Origin of the sequence: Xylanimonas ulmi, assembly GCF_004216535.1 — a bacterium.
GTDB classification, from domain to species: Bacteria; Actinomycetota; Actinomycetes; order Actinomycetales; family Cellulomonadaceae; genus Xylanimonas; species Xylanimonas ulmi.
The window spans coordinates 129,156-144,869 of record NZ_SGWX01000001.1 but is presented as its reverse complement, the minus strand read 5'-3'; the positions used below and the strand labels follow the sequence as shown (position 1 = coordinate 144,869).

Sequence of the window (15,714 nt, the reverse complement as noted above, 5' to 3'; positions counted from 1 at the left end):
GGCGCCGCCTGACGATACCGCACCATCTCGAATGGTGAACGGGGTGTTCAGAACTGGCGTCGGGCGCCCGCCGGGGGCTCACACGAGCGCCCTGGCCTCCGCGACCGGCGGCACCGGCCACAACTCGTCATAGGGGCGGCCGGTGAGCTGCTCGGCCACGGCGCGCGCCCGGGGCGTCGCGTCGGCCTTCGCGCCCCCGGCGGCGAGGCGGTCGATCTCGGCGCGCAGCACGGCGTGCGTGGTCGCGTCGAGCCGGAACAGGCGTGAGGTCACGAAGGCGACGAGAATGAGCGCCGCCGGGGCCAGCACGGTGACCAGTGCGACGGTGTGCAGCGCCTGCGGGGTCTGCGCCACGGGGGCGCCGTCGGCGCCCGGCGAGACGAACCCGCCGACCTCCAGCAGCCAGCCCACCAGCAGCGTGGCCAGCGCGCCGGTCGACTTGCGGCCGAATGTCATGACCGCGGCGTAGATCCCGGCGCGGTCCTTGCCCGTCATGATGCGGTCGACGTCGGGGATGAACGGGAACACGTTCCACGGCGTGAACTCCAGCAGCGCCCGCCCGGCCTGGTAGACGACGTTGACGACGACGAGCAGCGCGACGACGGCGCCCGGCCGCAGCGCGTAGATCGCCCCGGTCGCCACGAGCGCCAGGAGGATGAGCGTGTACGACGTCGCCCACAGGAACCGCGGCCCCCTCTTGACCATGAGGAACCCGGCGGCGACGGTCACGGGCAGGCCCACGATCGACAGGGTCTGCAGGACGAAGCCGATCTGCTCGCCGTCGGCGATGGTCACCGCGTACACGGTGAAGAAGGTCAGCGCCGAGGCGTAGACGTCCTTGCCCGTGAACGAGAACAGGTAGATCGTCAGGTGCTTGCGGAAGCTGGCGTTGCGGAACGTGGAGGCGAAGTCCTTGGCCGTGGAGACCACAGCCTCGCGCGCCGTCAGGCGTGGGCGGGCGTCGAGCTCGGCGATCAGCTCGGGCGTCAGCTCGCGCTCCCACGTCGTCAGGTAGGTCGTGGCCACGGCCGCGCCGAACAGCACGGCGAAGATCGCGCCCGTGATGGTGAACGCGTGCGGGTTGCCGGTCTCCTTGACCATCGCGGGCACGAAGAACACGACGAACGTGCCGAGCGCCGACAGGAACATGCGCGTCGAGCTCAGCTTGGTGCGCTGGGCGTAGTCGTCGGTCATCTCCGTGGGCAGCGTCTCCCACGGGATGAGGATGAACGCCATGACCACCTCGACGGCCAGGTACACCACGAGGTAGTACCAGAATCCTCCGCCCGAGACCCACAGCAGCGGGAAGACCACGAGCAGCGCCGGGACGCCGACCAGCAGGAAGAAGTGGCGGCGGCCGAACCGCCGGCCGAGGCGCGTGCGGTAGAAGTTGTCGGTCGCCGGGCCGATGAGCAGCGACGCCAGCGCGTCGACGATGCGGGCGACGAACAAGATGGTGGCGCTCTGCCCGACGCTCACACCGCCGTAGGTGGTGAAGAAGTACAGCATCAGGCCGCCGACGATGGTGTTCCAACCGCCGCCCATGAAGTCCAGCACGCCGAACCCCACGCTGCGGGCCAACGTGATGGGCCGTGCCGTGTACACCCGCGCTCTCGTCGTGTCGCTCGTCGCCACGTCAGCCTCGCCTCATCGCTCGGATCCCGGTCCGGGCCTCCTTGGCCGAACCGCGCTAGTGACCCACGTCACCCGCGCCACGCGACGGTAGCAGAGAATCCTGCAAACGTTGTCATCTCGCTCAGTGGCGCACATGTCCGTAGCGGTGGCGCGTGCGGCTGACCGCCTGCTCGCGCAGGAACACCAGCAGCTCGCGCTCACCCGAGGCGACCACGGGCGCGTCCAGCACCGTCGTCGAGCCGGGGTGCGCGGCGGCCGCCGCACGCAGCCCGGGCGCACCGCCGATGACCCGGATTCGGCCGCTGACCTGCCCGGACGCGACCGCGGCGGCGAAGTCGGCGTCACCCATCGGCGCCTCGTGCGGCACACCCCACCCCTGATCGGCGGCGGGCACGACGACGGCGCGCACCCCCGCGCGCCCGGCGGCCGCGACCACCCGGGCGACCTCGACGGGCAGCGCCCCCTCGCCGACGCGCACCGTGACCTCGTCGACCGGTCGCAGCCGGAAGGTGTTCTCCTCGGCGCGCAGCCGGGACGGGTCCTGGCCCGCGACGAGCAGCGGCCAGGCGCGCGCGTCGTCGGCCTGCGCCCACGCGAGCCAAGCGCCGGGGTCGGACGCGCGCGACGGCACGCCCTCACCGTCGGACCAGGCGCCGAGCTGCGCCACGTAGTGCGGACCGCCCGCCTTGGCTCCGGGGCCGACGCTCGACGCCTTCCACCCGCCGAACGGCTGGCGGCGCACGATGGCGCCCGTGATGTGGCGGTTGACGTAGAGGTTGCCCGCCTCGACCCGGTCGCACCACGTGGCGACCTCGTCGTCGTCGAGCGAGTGCAGGCCTGCGGTGAGGCCGAACGCGACGCCGTTCTGCAGCGCGATCGCCTCGTCGAGGTCGGCGGCGGTCATGAGGCCGAGCACCGGGCCGAAGACCTCGGTCAGGTGGAAGAACGAGCCGCGCGCGACCCCGTCGCGCAATCCGGGCGTCCACAGCCGACGCGGGTCAAGGCCGGCGGCGTCGGCGGTCTCGTCGAGCCGCTCGGGACGCACCAGCCACGACTCGCCGGGCTCCAGTGTGGTCAGCGCGCGCTCCAACTTGCCCGCCGCAGGCTCGGTGAGCGGCCCCATCACCGTCGCCAGGTCCGTCGCTGGCCCGACCCGCAGCGAGCGCACCGCGTCGACGAGCTGGCGGCGGAACCGCTCGCCCGTCGCCGTCGTCGGATCGCCCACCGAGCCGACCAGGATCGCGAGCGAGGCCGCCGAGCACTTCTGCCCTGCGTGGCCGAACGCGCTGCGCACCAGGTCGGCCACGGCCAGGTCGAGGTCCGCCGACGGCGTCACGACGATCGCGTTCTTGCCGCTCGTCTCCGCCAGCACCGGCCGCTGCGGGCGCCAGCCCGCGAACAGCTCCGCCGTCTCGATCGAGCCCGTGAGGATCGCGCGCGCCACGCCGTCATGCGTCACCAGGTGGCGGGCGACGGCGCGGTCGCGCACGGGCAGGAACTGGAGCACGCCCGCGCACTGGGCGTCGGTGAGGCCGGTCGCGGCGGCCGCGTCGGCCAGTCCCGCGCCGATCGCCTCGACCGCGACCTCGAAGCAGCGCGGCGTAGGCGAGGCCGGCTTGGCCAGCACGCTCGATCCGGCCGCGAGCGCCGCGAGCACACCGCCCACGGGGATCGCCACCGGGAAGTTCCACGGCGGGGTCACGAGCGTGACGCCCTCGGGCGTGAACCGGGCGCCCGGGACGGCGTCGAGCGCCTGAGCCGAGCCCGCGTAGTAGCGCGCGAAGTCGACGGCCTCGCTGACCTCGGGGTCCGCCTCGGCGACGGTCTTGCCCGCCTCGTGGACCATCGCCGCGACCAGGTCGGCGCGGCGCCCCTCCAGGCGGTCGCCGATCGCGCGCAGCGCCGCCGCGCGGGCGGCGGTGGGCACGGCGGCCCATGCGCGCTGCGCCTGGGACGCGCGGGCGACGGCGTCGTCGACCGCGGCGGTCGTCGCGACCGGGGCGGTCTGCAGGGGGCGGTATCCCGACTGCGTGCGCGAGACGATCCGCGCGGCCCACGCGCGGTGCGCGGCGACGGCGGGGTCGGTGTCGGCGGCGTTGTGGAACCCGGCGGCGGTGGGCGCGCCGGTCGAGCGGACCTCGGCGGTCGAGCCAACCTGGGCGGTCGAGCCAACCTGGGCGGTCGAACCAACCTGGGCGGTCGAGCCAACCTGGGCGGTCGAGCCTGTCGAGACCCCGGGCATGGATGGTGAGGTGGTTTCGACAGGCTCAACCACCGAGGCGGGTTGGCGGGGGGTGCGGCGCGGGGCGACGTCGTCGGGCGCGTACGGGACCGCGGCGGCGACCGAGGCACGGAAGGCGGCCTCCTGGGCGACCATCGCCTCGCGCCCGGGCGCCGCGGCGGCGTGCAGGAAGTTCTGCGGCGCGGCGTTCTCCTCCAGGCGCCGCACCAGGTAGCTAATGGCGACGTCGAAGTCCTGCGCGCGCACCACGGGCGTGTAGAGCACGACGCGTCCGCCGTCGCGCGCGACCTCCTCGCGCACGGCACGCGACTCGCCCGGCGCCATGCCCTGCAGCATCTCGAGGTCGAGCCCCTCGGTGACGCCGCGGGCGCGCGCGGTGAGCACGGCCAGCGCCAGGTCGAACAGGTTGTGGGACGCGACGCCCAGGCGCACGGCGGCGGTGCGCTCGGCCGTCAGCGCCGTGTCGAGCACGCGCACGTAGTTGGCGTCGACCTCGGCCTTGGACGGGTAGGGCGCCTGCGGCCAGTCGTGCGCCTCGGCCTCGACCTGCTCCATGGCGAGGTTGGCGCCCTTGACCAGCCGCACCTTGACGCGCGCCCCACCCGCGGCGAGGCGTGCGCGCGCGAACGCGGTGAGCTCGTCGAGCGCGCCGAGCGCGTCGGGCAGGTACGCCTGCAACACGATGCCGGCCTCGAGCGAGCGGAACTCCTCCCGGCCCAGGACGTCCTGGAACACCGCCGTGGTCAGCGCGAGGTCGCGGTACTCCTCCATGTCGAGGTTGAGGAACACGCCGTGGTCGCGCGCCGCGCGGTACAGCGGCAGCAGCCGCTCGACGACGCGGGCGCGCGAGCCCTCCAGGTCCCACGTCACGAGCTGCGCGGCGACCGACGACACCTTGACCGACACGTAGTCGACGTCGGGGCGCTCGGCGAGCGCGATGGTGCGGGCCAGGCGCGCACGCGCCTCGTCCTCGCCGAGCACGGCCTCGCCGAGCAGGTTGACGTTGAGCGCGAACCCGTCGGCGCGGGTGCGCGCCAGGCGCCGGCTCAGGCCCGGCCCGGCGTCGGCCACGAGATGGCCGACGAGCTGGCGCAGCCGCATGCGCGCGGCGGGCACGACGACGCCGGGCAGCGTGGTCGCCAGGCGCGCGCCCACGCGCAGCAGCAGGCGGTCGGCGCCGCCCAGGAAGCTCGCCTCCCCGGCGCGATCCCCGAGGCGGGCGAGCGCCTTGGCGGCCACCCGCACGTCCTGCGGGCGGGCGACGTCGTCGACGAACCCCACGGCGAGGTCGAGCCCGGCGGGGTCGGACACGAGGCGGGCGAGGCGCTCGGCTTCGGCGTGGGCGCGGCGGTCCGCGCGCCCCGTCCCGCCGCCCGACGCCGCGGCCCAACGCCCCGCGAGGGCGACGGCGGGCTCGACGAGTCCGGAGATCGGGGTGGGCGGCGGGCCAGAGGTGGGCGGCTGGTCAGGGGCGCCCGCGGACCCGGGCGCGGCCGTGGCATGGGTCATGCCCCCAGCGTGCCCCCGCGGCGCGGCGGCCGTCTTGTACTGTTGTGGGCTCCATGGCGCGCGAATCCGACAAGTCAGACGGGGACACCGTGGGGTGGCCCGAGGGCGACGCGCTGCTCACCGCCCTCTCCCCCGCCATGGTCGGTCTCATGGACGACCTGTCGGAGGTCATGTTCTGCGCCAAGGACACCTCGGGCCGCTACGTGCTGGTCAACGAGGTGTTCGTGCGCCGCGCGCACGCCCGCTCACGGCGCGACGTCGTCGGGCGCCGCGCCGTCGACCTGTTCGTCCCCGACCTCGCCGAGCGCTACGAGGCGCAGGACGGCGAGGTGCTGCGCACCGGCCGCCCGCTGCGCGGCGAGCTCGAGCTCATCCGCCGGCCGGGTGGCCAGCCGGGCTGGTTCCTGACCTCCAAGCTCTCGGTGCGCGGCGACGACGGCCAGGTCGTCGGGCTCGTGTCGGTGTCCCAGGACCTGCGCTCGCGGGACGCCGACGACGCCACGATGGACGCCATGTCCCGGCTGAGCGCGGGCGTGGCGGCGCACCTGGAGGCGACGCCGTCGGCGCCGCTGAGCCTCGCGGCGCTCGCCGCGTTGGCCGGCTGCGAGCCGCGCACGCTCGACCGTCAGGTGCGCCGGGTGTTCGGCATCTCCCCGCGCCAACTCGTGCTGCGCGCGCGCACCGACCGCGCCGCGCGGTTGCTGGCGGAGACGACGACTCCGCTCGCCCAGGTCGCGCACGCCGCGGGGTTCTACGACCAGCCGTCGTTCTCGCGGCAGTTCGCCCGTCTGACGGGCGAGACGCCGTCGTCGTTCCGGCGTCGGGCGCGCCGGCGCTGACGGCGCCGTGGCGCCAGGCGGCGCCGAGCGCGGCGCCCACGCCCCACGACGTAGGTTGACGCCATGAGCGCACCCACCACCATCCCCACGATCCCGCTCACCCACGGCGCGGCGCTGCCCGCGATCGGCCTGGGCACCTGGCCCATGGACGACGCCGAGGCGGCCCGCGCGGTCGCCACCGCCGTCGAGGCCGGTTACCGCCTGGTCGACACCGCCGAGAACTACCGCAACGAGGCCGGCGTCGGGCAGGGACTGCGTGACGCGGGCGTGCCGCGCGAGGACGTCTTCGTGACCACCAAGCTCAACCGCCAGTGGCACTCCGTCGAGGGGGTGCGCACCGCATGGGAGAACAGCGTGCGCCGCCTGGGCCTCGACTACCTGGACCTGTTCCTCATCCACTGGCCCAACCCCGACCAGGGCGCCTACCCGCAGGCGTGGGAGGGCTGGCCGCGCTGCTCGATGCGGGCAAGGTGCGCGCGATCGGCATGTCCAACTTCAAGCCCGCACACCTGGAGCGCGTCGTGGCGGCGACCGGCGTGACGCCCGACGTCAACCAGATCAACCTCAACCCGTACGCGCTGCGCACCGCGAGCGTCGCCGCGAACGCCGCGCACGGCGCCGTGACCGAGTCGTGGAGCCCGATCAAGCCCGCCGCGATGCTGGCCGAGCCCGCGGTCGTGACGGCGGCGCGCGAGCACGGCGTCACGCCCGCCCAGGTCGTGCTGCGCTGGCACACCCAGCACGGCTACGTGCCCATCCCCAAGTCCGCCGACCCGCGGCGGCAGGCCGAGAACCTCGCCATCTTCGACTTCACGCTGAGCGCCGCGCAGGTCGCGGCGATCGACGCGCTGGACCGCGGCGAGGCGCACGTGACCGACTCCGACTCGTTCGGGCACTGAACGGGCCCTTCACGACGGGCGCCGTCGCCAACTGGCCCCGCGATGGCTAGTTTGGGGTGCGTGACGACGCCGTCCGAGCCACACACCCAGTCCCCACTCGCCACCGCCCAAGCGCAGCTCGCCGCCGCCGTGCGCCATCTCGGGTACGACGACGGCCTGCACGCCAACCTCGCCACGCCGCGACGCGAGGTGCACGTCTCGGTCCCGCTGCGCATGGACTCGGGCGAGATCCGCCTGTTCCACGGCTTCCGCGTGCAGCACAACGTCTCGCGCGGGCCCGGCAAGGGCGGCCTGCGCTACCACCCCTCCGTCGACATCGACGAGGTGCGCGCGCTGGCGATGTGGATGACGTGGAAGTGCGCCGTCGTCGACCTGCCGTTCGGCGGCGCGAAGGGCGGTGTCGCGATCGACCCGCGCGAGCACTCGGCCTCGGAGCTCGAGCGCGTCACGCGGCGCTACACCTCCGAGATCATGCCGATGATCGGCCCGGACACCGACATCATGGCCCCCGACATGGGCACCGACGAGCAGACCATGGCCTGGGTCATGGACACCTACTCGGTCAATCAGGGCCACACCATCCCCGCGATCGTCACCGGCAAGCCCATCGCCGTCGGCGGGTCGCTGGGCCGCAGCACCGCGACCAGCGCCGGCGTCGTCCACGTCACCGAGTCGGCGCTGCGCACCGCAGGCGAGCCGCTGGACGGCCGCACCATCGCGGTCCAAGGCTTCGGCAAGGTCGGCTCGCACGCCGCGCAGATCTTCGCGCGGGCCGGAGCGCGCGTCGTCGCCGTGTCCGACGTCGACGGCGCCGTGCGCGCCGACGACGGCCTCGACGTCGGCCGGCTGACCGAGCACGTCGCGGCGACCGGGACGGTTGTGGGCTTCGACAACGCCGACGCGCTCACCAACGACGAGCTGCTGGCCCTGGACGTCGACGTGCTGGTGCCCGCCGCGACCCAGGGGGTCATCGACGAGGTGACGGCGCACGACGTGCGCGCGCGGTTCGTGGTCGAGGGCGCCAACGGCCCCACCACGACCGAGGGCGACGAGGTGCTCGCCAAGAACGGCGTGACGGTGGTGCCCGACGTGCTGGCCAACGCGGGCGGCGTCGTCGTCTCCTACTTCGAGTGGGTCCAGGCCAATCAGACGTACTGGTGGACCGAGCGGGAGATCGCGGAGCGGCTGGAGCACCGCATGGTCGCGGCGTACTCCGCCGTGGCCGACCTCGCGCGGCGTGAGGGCCTGTCGCTGCGCGACGCCGCGCTGGCGATCGGTGTGAAGCGCGTCGCCGAGGCGCACAAGACCCGCGGCCTGTACCCCTGACCTACCATCGCCGGGTGGCCAGCGCACCGCCCTCGCCGGACCCGCTCGTGCCAGACCCGCTCGTGGCGCGTCTGCGCGCGGCGGGCTGCGTGTTCGCCGAGGAGGAGGCCGCGCTGTTGCGCGAGGCGGCAGGCCCCGACGCGGACGCCCGACTCGAACGCCTGGTCGCGCGGCGCGTGGCGGGTGAGCCGCTGGAGCACGTGCTCGGCTGGGTCGCGTTCGCCGGGCGGCGCTGGGCCGTCGCGCCGGGGGTGTTCGTGCCGCGGCAGCGCTCGGAGTTGTTGGTCGAGGCGGCGGTGCGGGTGGTGCGGCACGACGACGGCGGCGACGCACGGGTCGATCCCGGATGGGGCGATGGCGGACCGGGCGATGGCGGACCGGGCGATGGCGGACCGGGCGACGCGACGGTCACCGTGGTCGACCTGTGCTGCGGCGTCGGCGCGCTGGGCGGCGCGGTGACGATCGCGCTACGCGAGGCCGGACGCGCCGTCACTCTCCATGCGGCCGACGTCGACCCGGCCGCGAGCGCGTGCGCGGCGCGCAACCTCGCGGACCTCGGCGCCGCCGTCCACACGGGCGACCTGGACGCGCCGCTGCCACCCACGCTGCGCGGGCGCGTCGACCTGCTGCTGTGCCACGCCCCCTATGTGCCGACGGCCGCCATCGCGCTGCTGCCGCCCGAGGCGCGCGAGCACGAGCCCGTGCGCGCGCTCGACGGCGGGGCCGACGGCCTGGCGGTGCTGCGACGGGTGATCGCCGCGGCGCCCACGTGGCTCGCACACGACGGGGCCCTGCTGTTCGAGCTCGGAGACGGGCGGCAGCTCACCGCGGCGCGGGCGCTGTTGGCGCAGGCCGGGCTGCGCGCCCAGGTCCATGAGGACGACGAGACGGCCGCGATGGTCGTCGTCGCGACGCGCGCCCCCGCCGGTTGAGCCCGTCGAAACCGCCCACCCCGCTGGTTGAGCCCGTCGAAACCGCCCACCCCGCTGGTTGAGCCCGTCGAAACCACGCGTCATGACTGGGGTGGTTTCGACAGGCTCAACCACCGGGCGGGCGCGGCGGCGTGGTTTCGACAGGCTCAACCACCGGGCGGGCGCGGCGGTCAGGCGCGGGGTTGGGACGCGGCCCAGTCGGCGAGCGTGACGCGCGGGCCCGTGAAGAACGGGACCTCCTCGCGCACGTGCCGGCGCGCCTCGGTGGCGCGCAGATCGCGCATGAGGTCGACGATGCGGTGCAGCTCGTCGGCCTCGAACGCGAGCAGCCACTCGTAGTCCGACAGCGCGAACGTGCTCATGGTGTTGGCGCGCACGTCGGCGTACCCGGCCGCGGCCATGCCGTGGTCGCGCAGCATGGCGCGGCGCTCGTCGTCGGGTAGCAGGTACCAGTCGTACGAGCGCACGAACGGGTAGACGCACAGGTACCCGCGCGGCTGCTCGCCCGCGAGGAACGCCGGCACGTGGCCCTTGTTGAACTCGGCGGCGCGGTGCAGCGCCACGACCGACCAGACGGGCTCGAGCGCGGCGCCCAGGTCGGACGCGCGCAGCCGGTGGAACACGCCCTGCACGGACTCGACCGAGGGGCCGTGCGCCCAGACCATGAGGTCGGCGTCGGCGCGCAGGCCGGCGACGTCGTACACGCCGCGCACGACGACGTCGCCGCTCGCGCGGGCCGCGTCGCGCGCGGACTCGGGCTGGCCAGCCCACAGCGCGTCCTCGGCGGCGCGGACCAGCGCGGCGCGCTCGTCGTCGTCGGCGGGCAGCGGCTGCGTCGTCGCGAAGGTCGCGATGATGGCGTAGCGGATGGTCTCGTTGATGGCGGTGGTGTCGACGGCGTCGCCGGTGTCGGCGTGGTGGTGAGACTCGCTCATCGGTGCATGTCCTCACTGCACAGGGCCGGGATGCCGCTGGGCTGCTCGTGAACGCGCAGACAGCAGTCATTCGGCGTGACGGATGGGAAGGCGGGGAGCGACCCCACCACGGCCTGCTCGACGTCCTCGCCACGCGCGAGCGCGGCGCGCTCGAGCACGAGGTCGACGAGCTGCCTCACGAACACCTCACGCGTGCCGACGGTCCCGGCGCGCACGGCGACCATGCCGTGCTCGCGGGCCGTGGCCAGCGCCTCGGTGTCGAGGTCGTAGGCGACCTCCATGTGGTCGGAGACGAACCCGATCGGGGAGATCACGACGTCGCGCACCCCGGCCTGGGCGAACTCGCCGAGGCGGTCGTTGACGTCGGGCTCAAGCCACGGCTGGTGCGGCGGGCCCGAGCGCGAGCAGTAGGCGAGCTCCCACTCGACGGCGTGGCCCAGTCGCTCGCCCGCCTGCGCCGCCACGAGCGCGGCGATGTCGAGGTGCTGCTCACGGTAGGTTGCGTGACCGACGCCGGACGCGGCGTCCATGGTCGCCGGGATGGAGTGCGTGACGAACAGGAGCCGGGCCGCGGCCGGGTCGCCGCCCTGCGCGGCGAGCGTCGCGTAGGCCTCGACGACGGCGTCGGCGTTGCCCTGCACGTAGCCGGGGGTGTTGAAGTAGGAGCGGATCTTGTCGAACCGCACTCCCGTCGAGCCCTCCGGGCCGAGTTGGCCGCGCTGGTCGAGCACGGTCGCCAGGTCCTCGCGGTACTGGCGGCAGCCGCTGTAGGAGGAGTACGCGCTGGTCACCAGGGTCACGGCGCGCGTGGCGCCCATCGCCTCGAGCTCGTCGACCGCGTCGGTCGTGTAGGGCGCCCAGTTGCGGTTGCCCCACACCACGGGAAGGTCGAGTCCGCGCTCGGCGATCTCCTTCTCCAGCGCGGCCTTGAGCGCGAGGTTCTGCTCGTTGATGGGGCTCTTGCCGCCGAACCCGTAGTAGTGCTCGCCCACGGCCTCGAGCCGTGAGTCGGGGATTCCCTTGCCGGCGGTCACGTTGCGCAGGAACGGGACGACGTCCTCGGGCTTGTCGGGCCCGCCGAAGGAGTAGAGCATCAGGGCGTCGTAAGGGCGCGCGTCAAGCGCCGCGGTCTCAGTCGGCATGGTAGGCATCATTCCACCGCCGCCCTGGGGTTCGGACCGTCAGGCGGCCCGCCCGACGTGACGTTGTCCAGACGGCGTGTCACTACGGGGTGGGGCTCGGCCCGCGGCGCGGGCGTCGCGTCAGGCGGCGACGCCCCAGCGGGTGCGGTGCACGACCTCGCCCGGCGCGACCACAAAGTCCTCCGGCAGACGCGTGCGCGCCGCAACGCGCACGTCGGCGCCGAGGCGCACGCCCTTGCCCAGGTGCACCTCGTCGCCGACCTCGGCGCGCTGGCCCACGTGCACGTTGGGCCCGATGACGACGCCGTCGCCGACGTCCGCGTCCACGTCGACCCAGCTGCCCGCGCCCACCGTCGTCCGCGCGCCCACCCGGGCGCCGTCCTCGATCCACGCGTCGCTCGCGACGAACGCCGTGGCGTCGACCGAGGCGTTCGGCGACACGAGCCCTCCGCCATTGCGGTGACGCCGGTAGACCACCGTGCGCCCGTACTCCTCGAACTCCACGCGGCTCGTATTGCGGCGGGTCATGTGAACCTCCTGCCATGCGCTGCGCGCCGACAGGCTCGTCGGCAGGCGACTTGTGAAGAACAGCGCTTGCGCCGCCAGTATTCCAGCGTGGTCAGACCTCTGCCTCGGGCGCCCGCCAGTCAAGACGGCGCAGGTCGCACGGGGCGCCGCGAGCGCCGCTCAGCCCTCGCCGAGCGCCAGCGCGGCGACGTGCGCCGCCGTCTCGGTCAGCCGCTGCGCCGTGTGCGCCACGAGCTCGTCGAGCCCGAGCGGCCCGTTCGCGATCGAGAACGCGGCCCGGATGCCGGAGGCGCGCGACTGCGCCGCGGGCATCAACACCTGCCCGGCGATGACGACCACCGGCGGGTGGGCGGGCGAGGCCGCCGCGGCGCGCGCGACGCCGTCGGGCGCCTTGCCGCGCGAGGACTGCGAGTCGAACGACCCCTCGCCCGTGATGACCAGGTCGGCGTCCGCGAGCGCCGCGGGCAGCCCGACGGCCTCGGCGACCAGGTCGGCCCCGCGCTCGACGGCCGCGCCGAACACGGCGACGAGCGCTGCGGGCACGCCGCCCGCGGCTCCCGCGCCCGGCAGCGAGCGCACCGCGCGCCCCGTCTCGCGTTCGAGCACGCCCGCCCAGCGCGCAAGGGCCTCGTCGAGGAACGCGACGTCGCCCGGCCCGGCGCCCTTCTGCGGCCCGTAAACCGCCGCGGCGCCGTGCTCACCGGTCAACGAGCTCGTGACGTCGACGGCGAGCCGCCAGCGCACCTGACGCGCCCGCGGGTGCAGGCCCGTCAGGTCGAGCGAGGCCACGCGCGCCAGGCCCTGCCCGCCGTCGGGCACCTCGACGCCGTCGGCGTCGAGCATGCGCGCACCCAGCCCGGCGAGCACCCCGGCGCCGCCGTCGGTCGACGCCGAGCCGCCCAGGCACACCAGCACCTCCTCGACGCCCGCCGAGAGCACCGCCGCGGCGACCTCACCCGTGCCGCGCGTGTGGGCGTGCAGCGGCTGCGGCTCGGCGTCGGCGACGGCGGGCAGCCCGGACGCCGAGGCGAGCTCGACGACGCCGGTGCGCCCGTCCGGCGAGGTCGCCCAACGCGCCGTGGTCGGGCGCCCCAGGGCGTCGACCGTGTCGAGCTCGTGCTGCGGCACCCGCCACGCCGCGGCGAGCGCCGCGAGCGACCCCTCACCGCCGTCGGCCATCGGCAGGCGCGTGACCCGGGCCGTCGGGACGGCGGCGAGCACGCCCGCGGCGATGGCCTCGGCCACCTCGATCGCGTCGAGCGACCCCTTGAAGGAGTCGGGGGCGACGACGACGTGCGGGCCGGCGGAGGCGGGGTCCGTGGTGGTGAGGGTCATCTGGGCGACGATACTGGGCGTCGACCCGCGGGCCGGGCGCGCCGTCGCACGCGCGTCGGGCGGCGCGCACGGCGCTCGCGTCAGGGGCGCTCGATGTCCGCGATGCGCGGCTGGGCCTTGCGCAGCGCGTCGAGCAGGGCGCGCAGCGCGCGCTGCTGGTCGTCGTCGAGCGCGTCGCCCACGTAGCGGCCGATGGCCTGCACGTGCCGGGCGCCGACCTCACGCTGCACGCGGCGCCCCTCGCCGGTGATGGTCACGAGCGTGCCGCGCGCGTCGTCGGACGGCACCGAGCGGCTCACCAGGCCGCGCGCCGCCATGCGCGCGACGAGCCGCGAGACCGACGACTGGACCAGGTAGAGGCTCTCGGTCAGATCGCGCAGGCGCAGCGCGCCGCCCGCGGAGGCCAGCGCGAACAGCACGTCGTACTCGCGCAGGGAGACGTCGTCCCAGATCGGGTCGTCCTGCAGGCGCCGCAGCAGCAGGGCCTGCGTGCGGAAGAGGGCCTGCCAGGTGGCGGCGGCCCGCCGGTCGCCCTCGTGGACGCGCTCGCCGCGCCCCGCCGCGCCTTCGTCGGCGGGCGGTGCGGCGCCGCGCGGCGAGGTCACCGCCCGAGCCTGCGCTCGCGTTGGGTGAAGTCGCGCAGCGCTCGCAAGAAGTCCACGCGGCGGAAGTCGGGCCAGTACGCCTCGCAGAAATACAGCTCCGAGTGGGCCGACTGCCACATGAGGAACCCGCCGATGCGCTGCTCACCCGAGGTGCGGATGACCAGCTCGGGGTCCGGTTGGCCTGCGGTGTACAGGTGCTCGGCGATGTCGCCCACGTCGATGCGCTCGGCGAGCTCGGCGAGCGTCGCGCCGGCCTCGGCCTGCTGGCGCAGGTAGGCGCGCACGGCGTCGGCGATCTCGTGCCGCCCGCCGTAGCCGATCGCGACGTTGACCTGCAGGCCCGTGACCCCGGCGGTGCGCTCGGACGCGTCGCGCACCGCGGCGGCCAGGCGCTCGGGCAGCAGGTCCAGTCGCCCCACGACGCGCAGGCGCCAGCGCCGCGAGTCGGACAGGCCGCGCACGGCGTCCTCGATGATGTCGAGCAGGTCGCCGAGCTCGGTGGCGGAGCGGCTGAGGTTGTCGGTCGACAGCATCCACAGCGTGACGACCTCGATGCCCAGGTCCTCGGCCCAGCCGAGGAACTCGGCGATCTTGTCGGCGCCGCGACGGTGACCGGTGGCCGCCGTCTCGCCGAAGGACTTCGCCCAACGGCGGTTGCCGTCGAGGATCACGCCCACGTGTCGGGGCACACGGTCGGGGGTGAGTCCGGCGGCGAGGCGACGCTCGTACAGACGGTAAAGCGTTTGAGGCTGTCGCACGCGTCAACGTTACCGGGCCGCGACGCGCACGTCCGACGACGCCCTGCCTCGCGTTCAGCGCCGATCCCAGATCTTCACCCGTTGCGCACGGCGCACGGCCGCCGCCGCTGGGCGCCGTCGGCTACGGTGGCGTAACCTACGCAAGCGTAGGTTCGTGGTCGACCACCACACCCCACCCACCTCAGGAGGCCCCGTGGCAACGCACGCCGACCCTCGCTCCGGCGACCTCGTGCCCGACGCGATCGACGTCGCGCGCAACGCGGTCACCCAGACCGTCCAGACGATGGGGACCTCGATGAGCACCGCCGTCGCACAGATCAAGCCCAAGTTGCGCGGGTGGATCCACGCCGTGACGACGCCGCTCGCGCTCGCCGCGGGCATCGTGCTCATCGTGCTGTCGCCACCCGTCGCCGGCCGGGTCGCCGCGACCGTCTTCACCGTGACGTCGCTGTCGCTGTTCGGCACCAGCGCCGTCTACCACCGCGGCACCTGGTCGGCCAAGGTCGCCGCGGTGCTGCGGCGCATGGACCACTCGAACATCTTCCTCATCATCGCCGGCACCTACACGCCGCTCGCGGTGCTGCTGCTCGACACGCGGACCGCGACGGTGCTCCTGGCCCTCGTATGGGGCGGCTCCGTTGTCGGGCTGCTCGCGCGGGTGTTCTGGATGAGCGCGCCGCGATGGGTCTACGTGCCCGTGTACGTGGCGCTCGGCTGGGTCGCGGTCGCCTACATGCACCAGTTCTGGGCCAGCGGCGGCCCCGCCGTCGTGTGGCTCGTCATCGCCGGCGGCGTCGCGTACACGCTCGGCGCGGTCATCTACGGCACCAAGTTCCCCAACCCGTCCCCGCGCTGGTTCGGCTTCCACGAGATCTTCCACGCCCTGACGGTCGTCGGCTTCGGCTGCCACACGGTCGCCATCTTCATCGCCGCCCTCGCCGCGCGATAGCGGCCCGGTGCGATAGCGGTCCGGTGCGATAGCGGCCCGGTGCGCGCGCCGCGCTGTGCGCCCGCCCTGGGCGCTTCGGC

14 protein-coding genes are annotated in these 15,714 nt (G+C 74.4%); 6 read left to right on the top strand and 8 right to left on the bottom strand.

The genetic code is table 11. The features are described from left to right. Window positions 1-78 precede the first annotated feature (78 nt). Both EV386_RS00635 and EV386_RS00630 read right to left on the bottom strand, forming a co-directional pair. Window positions 79-1,635 (bottom strand): MFS transporter, encoded by a 1,557-nt coding sequence (locus EV386_RS00635; protein ID WP_207216438.1) that lies wholly within the window; start codon window positions 1,633-1,635, stop codon window positions 79-81. A 121-nt stretch (window positions 1,636-1,756) separates the two neighbouring features. After that, window positions 1,757-5,386 (bottom strand): proline dehydrogenase family protein, encoded by a 3,630-nt coding sequence (locus EV386_RS00630; protein WP_130411390.1) that lies wholly within the window; start codon window positions 5,384-5,386, stop codon window positions 1,757-1,759. Between the two features lie 53 nt (window positions 5,387-5,439). Here EV386_RS00630 and EV386_RS00625 point away from each other — a divergent pair, with 53 nt between their 5' ends. From EV386_RS00625 to EV386_RS00610, 5 genes are all read left to right on the top strand, one after another. Continuing rightward, window positions 5,440-6,225 carry a helix-turn-helix domain-containing protein gene (locus EV386_RS00625; protein WP_242607763.1) on the top strand — a complete coding sequence of 262 codons (786 nt, stop codon included), beginning with the start codon at window positions 5,440-5,442 and terminating at the stop codon, window positions 6,223-6,225. 63 nt (window positions 6,226-6,288) lie between these two features. After that, the gene (locus EV386_RS18900) at window positions 6,289-6,765 is read left to right on the top strand and encodes an aldo/keto reductase (RefSeq protein WP_341272793.1); all 477 of its coding nucleotides are present in this window, start codon (window positions 6,289-6,291) and stop codon (window positions 6,763-6,765) included. After that, complete coding sequence (locus EV386_RS18895) at window positions 6,711-7,124, top strand: aldo/keto reductase (protein ID WP_341272792.1); 414 nt, start codon at window positions 6,711-6,713, stop codon at window positions 7,122-7,124. Before EV386_RS18900 ends, EV386_RS18895 begins: the two co-directional genes overlap by 55 nt. A 60-nt stretch (window positions 7,125-7,184) precedes the next feature. Further along, window positions 7,185-8,450, top strand: coding sequence for a Glu/Leu/Phe/Val family dehydrogenase (locus tag EV386_RS00615; RefSeq protein WP_423218950.1), 1,266 nt, complete (start codon window positions 7,185-7,187; stop codon window positions 8,448-8,450). A gap of 14 nt (window positions 8,451-8,464) precedes the next feature. After that, window positions 8,465-9,382, top strand: a complete 918-nt coding sequence (locus tag EV386_RS00610) for a class I SAM-dependent methyltransferase (RefSeq protein WP_242607762.1) — start codon at window positions 8,465-8,467, stop codon at window positions 9,380-9,382. A 170-nt stretch (window positions 9,383-9,552) separates the two neighbouring features. On the opposite strand, the gene hemQ is transcribed toward EV386_RS00610, so the two are convergent. From hemQ to EV386_RS00580, 6 genes are all read right to left on the bottom strand, one after another. Further along, entirely contained in the window at window positions 9,553-10,317 is a 765-nt protein-coding gene (gene hemQ / locus EV386_RS00605; RefSeq protein ID WP_130411384.1) for a hydrogen peroxide-dependent heme synthase, read from the bottom strand. Then, the gene (locus tag EV386_RS00600) at window positions 10,314-11,459 is read right to left on the bottom strand and encodes a ferrochelatase (protein ID WP_130411382.1); all 1,146 of its coding nucleotides are present in this window, start codon (window positions 11,457-11,459) and stop codon (window positions 10,314-10,316) included. The genes hemQ and EV386_RS00600 overlap by 4 nt, the downstream gene beginning before the upstream one ends. Window positions 11,460-11,579: 120 nt before the next feature. Further along, window positions 11,580-11,987, bottom strand: coding sequence for a transferase (locus EV386_RS00595; RefSeq protein WP_130411380.1), 408 nt, complete (start codon window positions 11,985-11,987; stop codon window positions 11,580-11,582). A 159-nt stretch (window positions 11,988-12,146) separates the two neighbouring features. After that, a complete protein-coding gene (locus EV386_RS00590) occupies window positions 12,147-13,322 on the bottom strand; it encodes a glycerate kinase (RefSeq protein ID WP_130411378.1) in 1,176 nt (391 codons plus the stop codon). An 80-nt stretch (window positions 13,323-13,402) separates the two neighbouring features. Further along, window positions 13,403-13,927: a MarR family winged helix-turn-helix transcriptional regulator gene (locus EV386_RS00585; RefSeq protein WP_130411376.1), complete on the bottom strand. Its 525-nt coding sequence runs from the start codon at window positions 13,925-13,927 to the stop codon at window positions 13,403-13,405. Next, entirely contained in the window at window positions 13,924-14,685 is a 762-nt protein-coding gene (locus EV386_RS00580; protein ID WP_130411374.1) for an isoprenyl transferase, read from the bottom strand. Before EV386_RS00580 ends, EV386_RS00585 begins: the two co-directional genes overlap by 4 nt. Window positions 14,686-14,968: 283 nt before the next feature. Between EV386_RS00580 and trhA the strand changes: the two genes are divergently transcribed. Then, a complete protein-coding gene (gene trhA, locus EV386_RS00575) occupies window positions 14,969-15,634 on the top strand; it encodes a PAQR family membrane homeostasis protein TrhA (RefSeq protein WP_130416681.1) in 666 nt (221 codons plus the stop codon). Window positions 15,635-15,714: the final 80 nt, after the last annotated feature.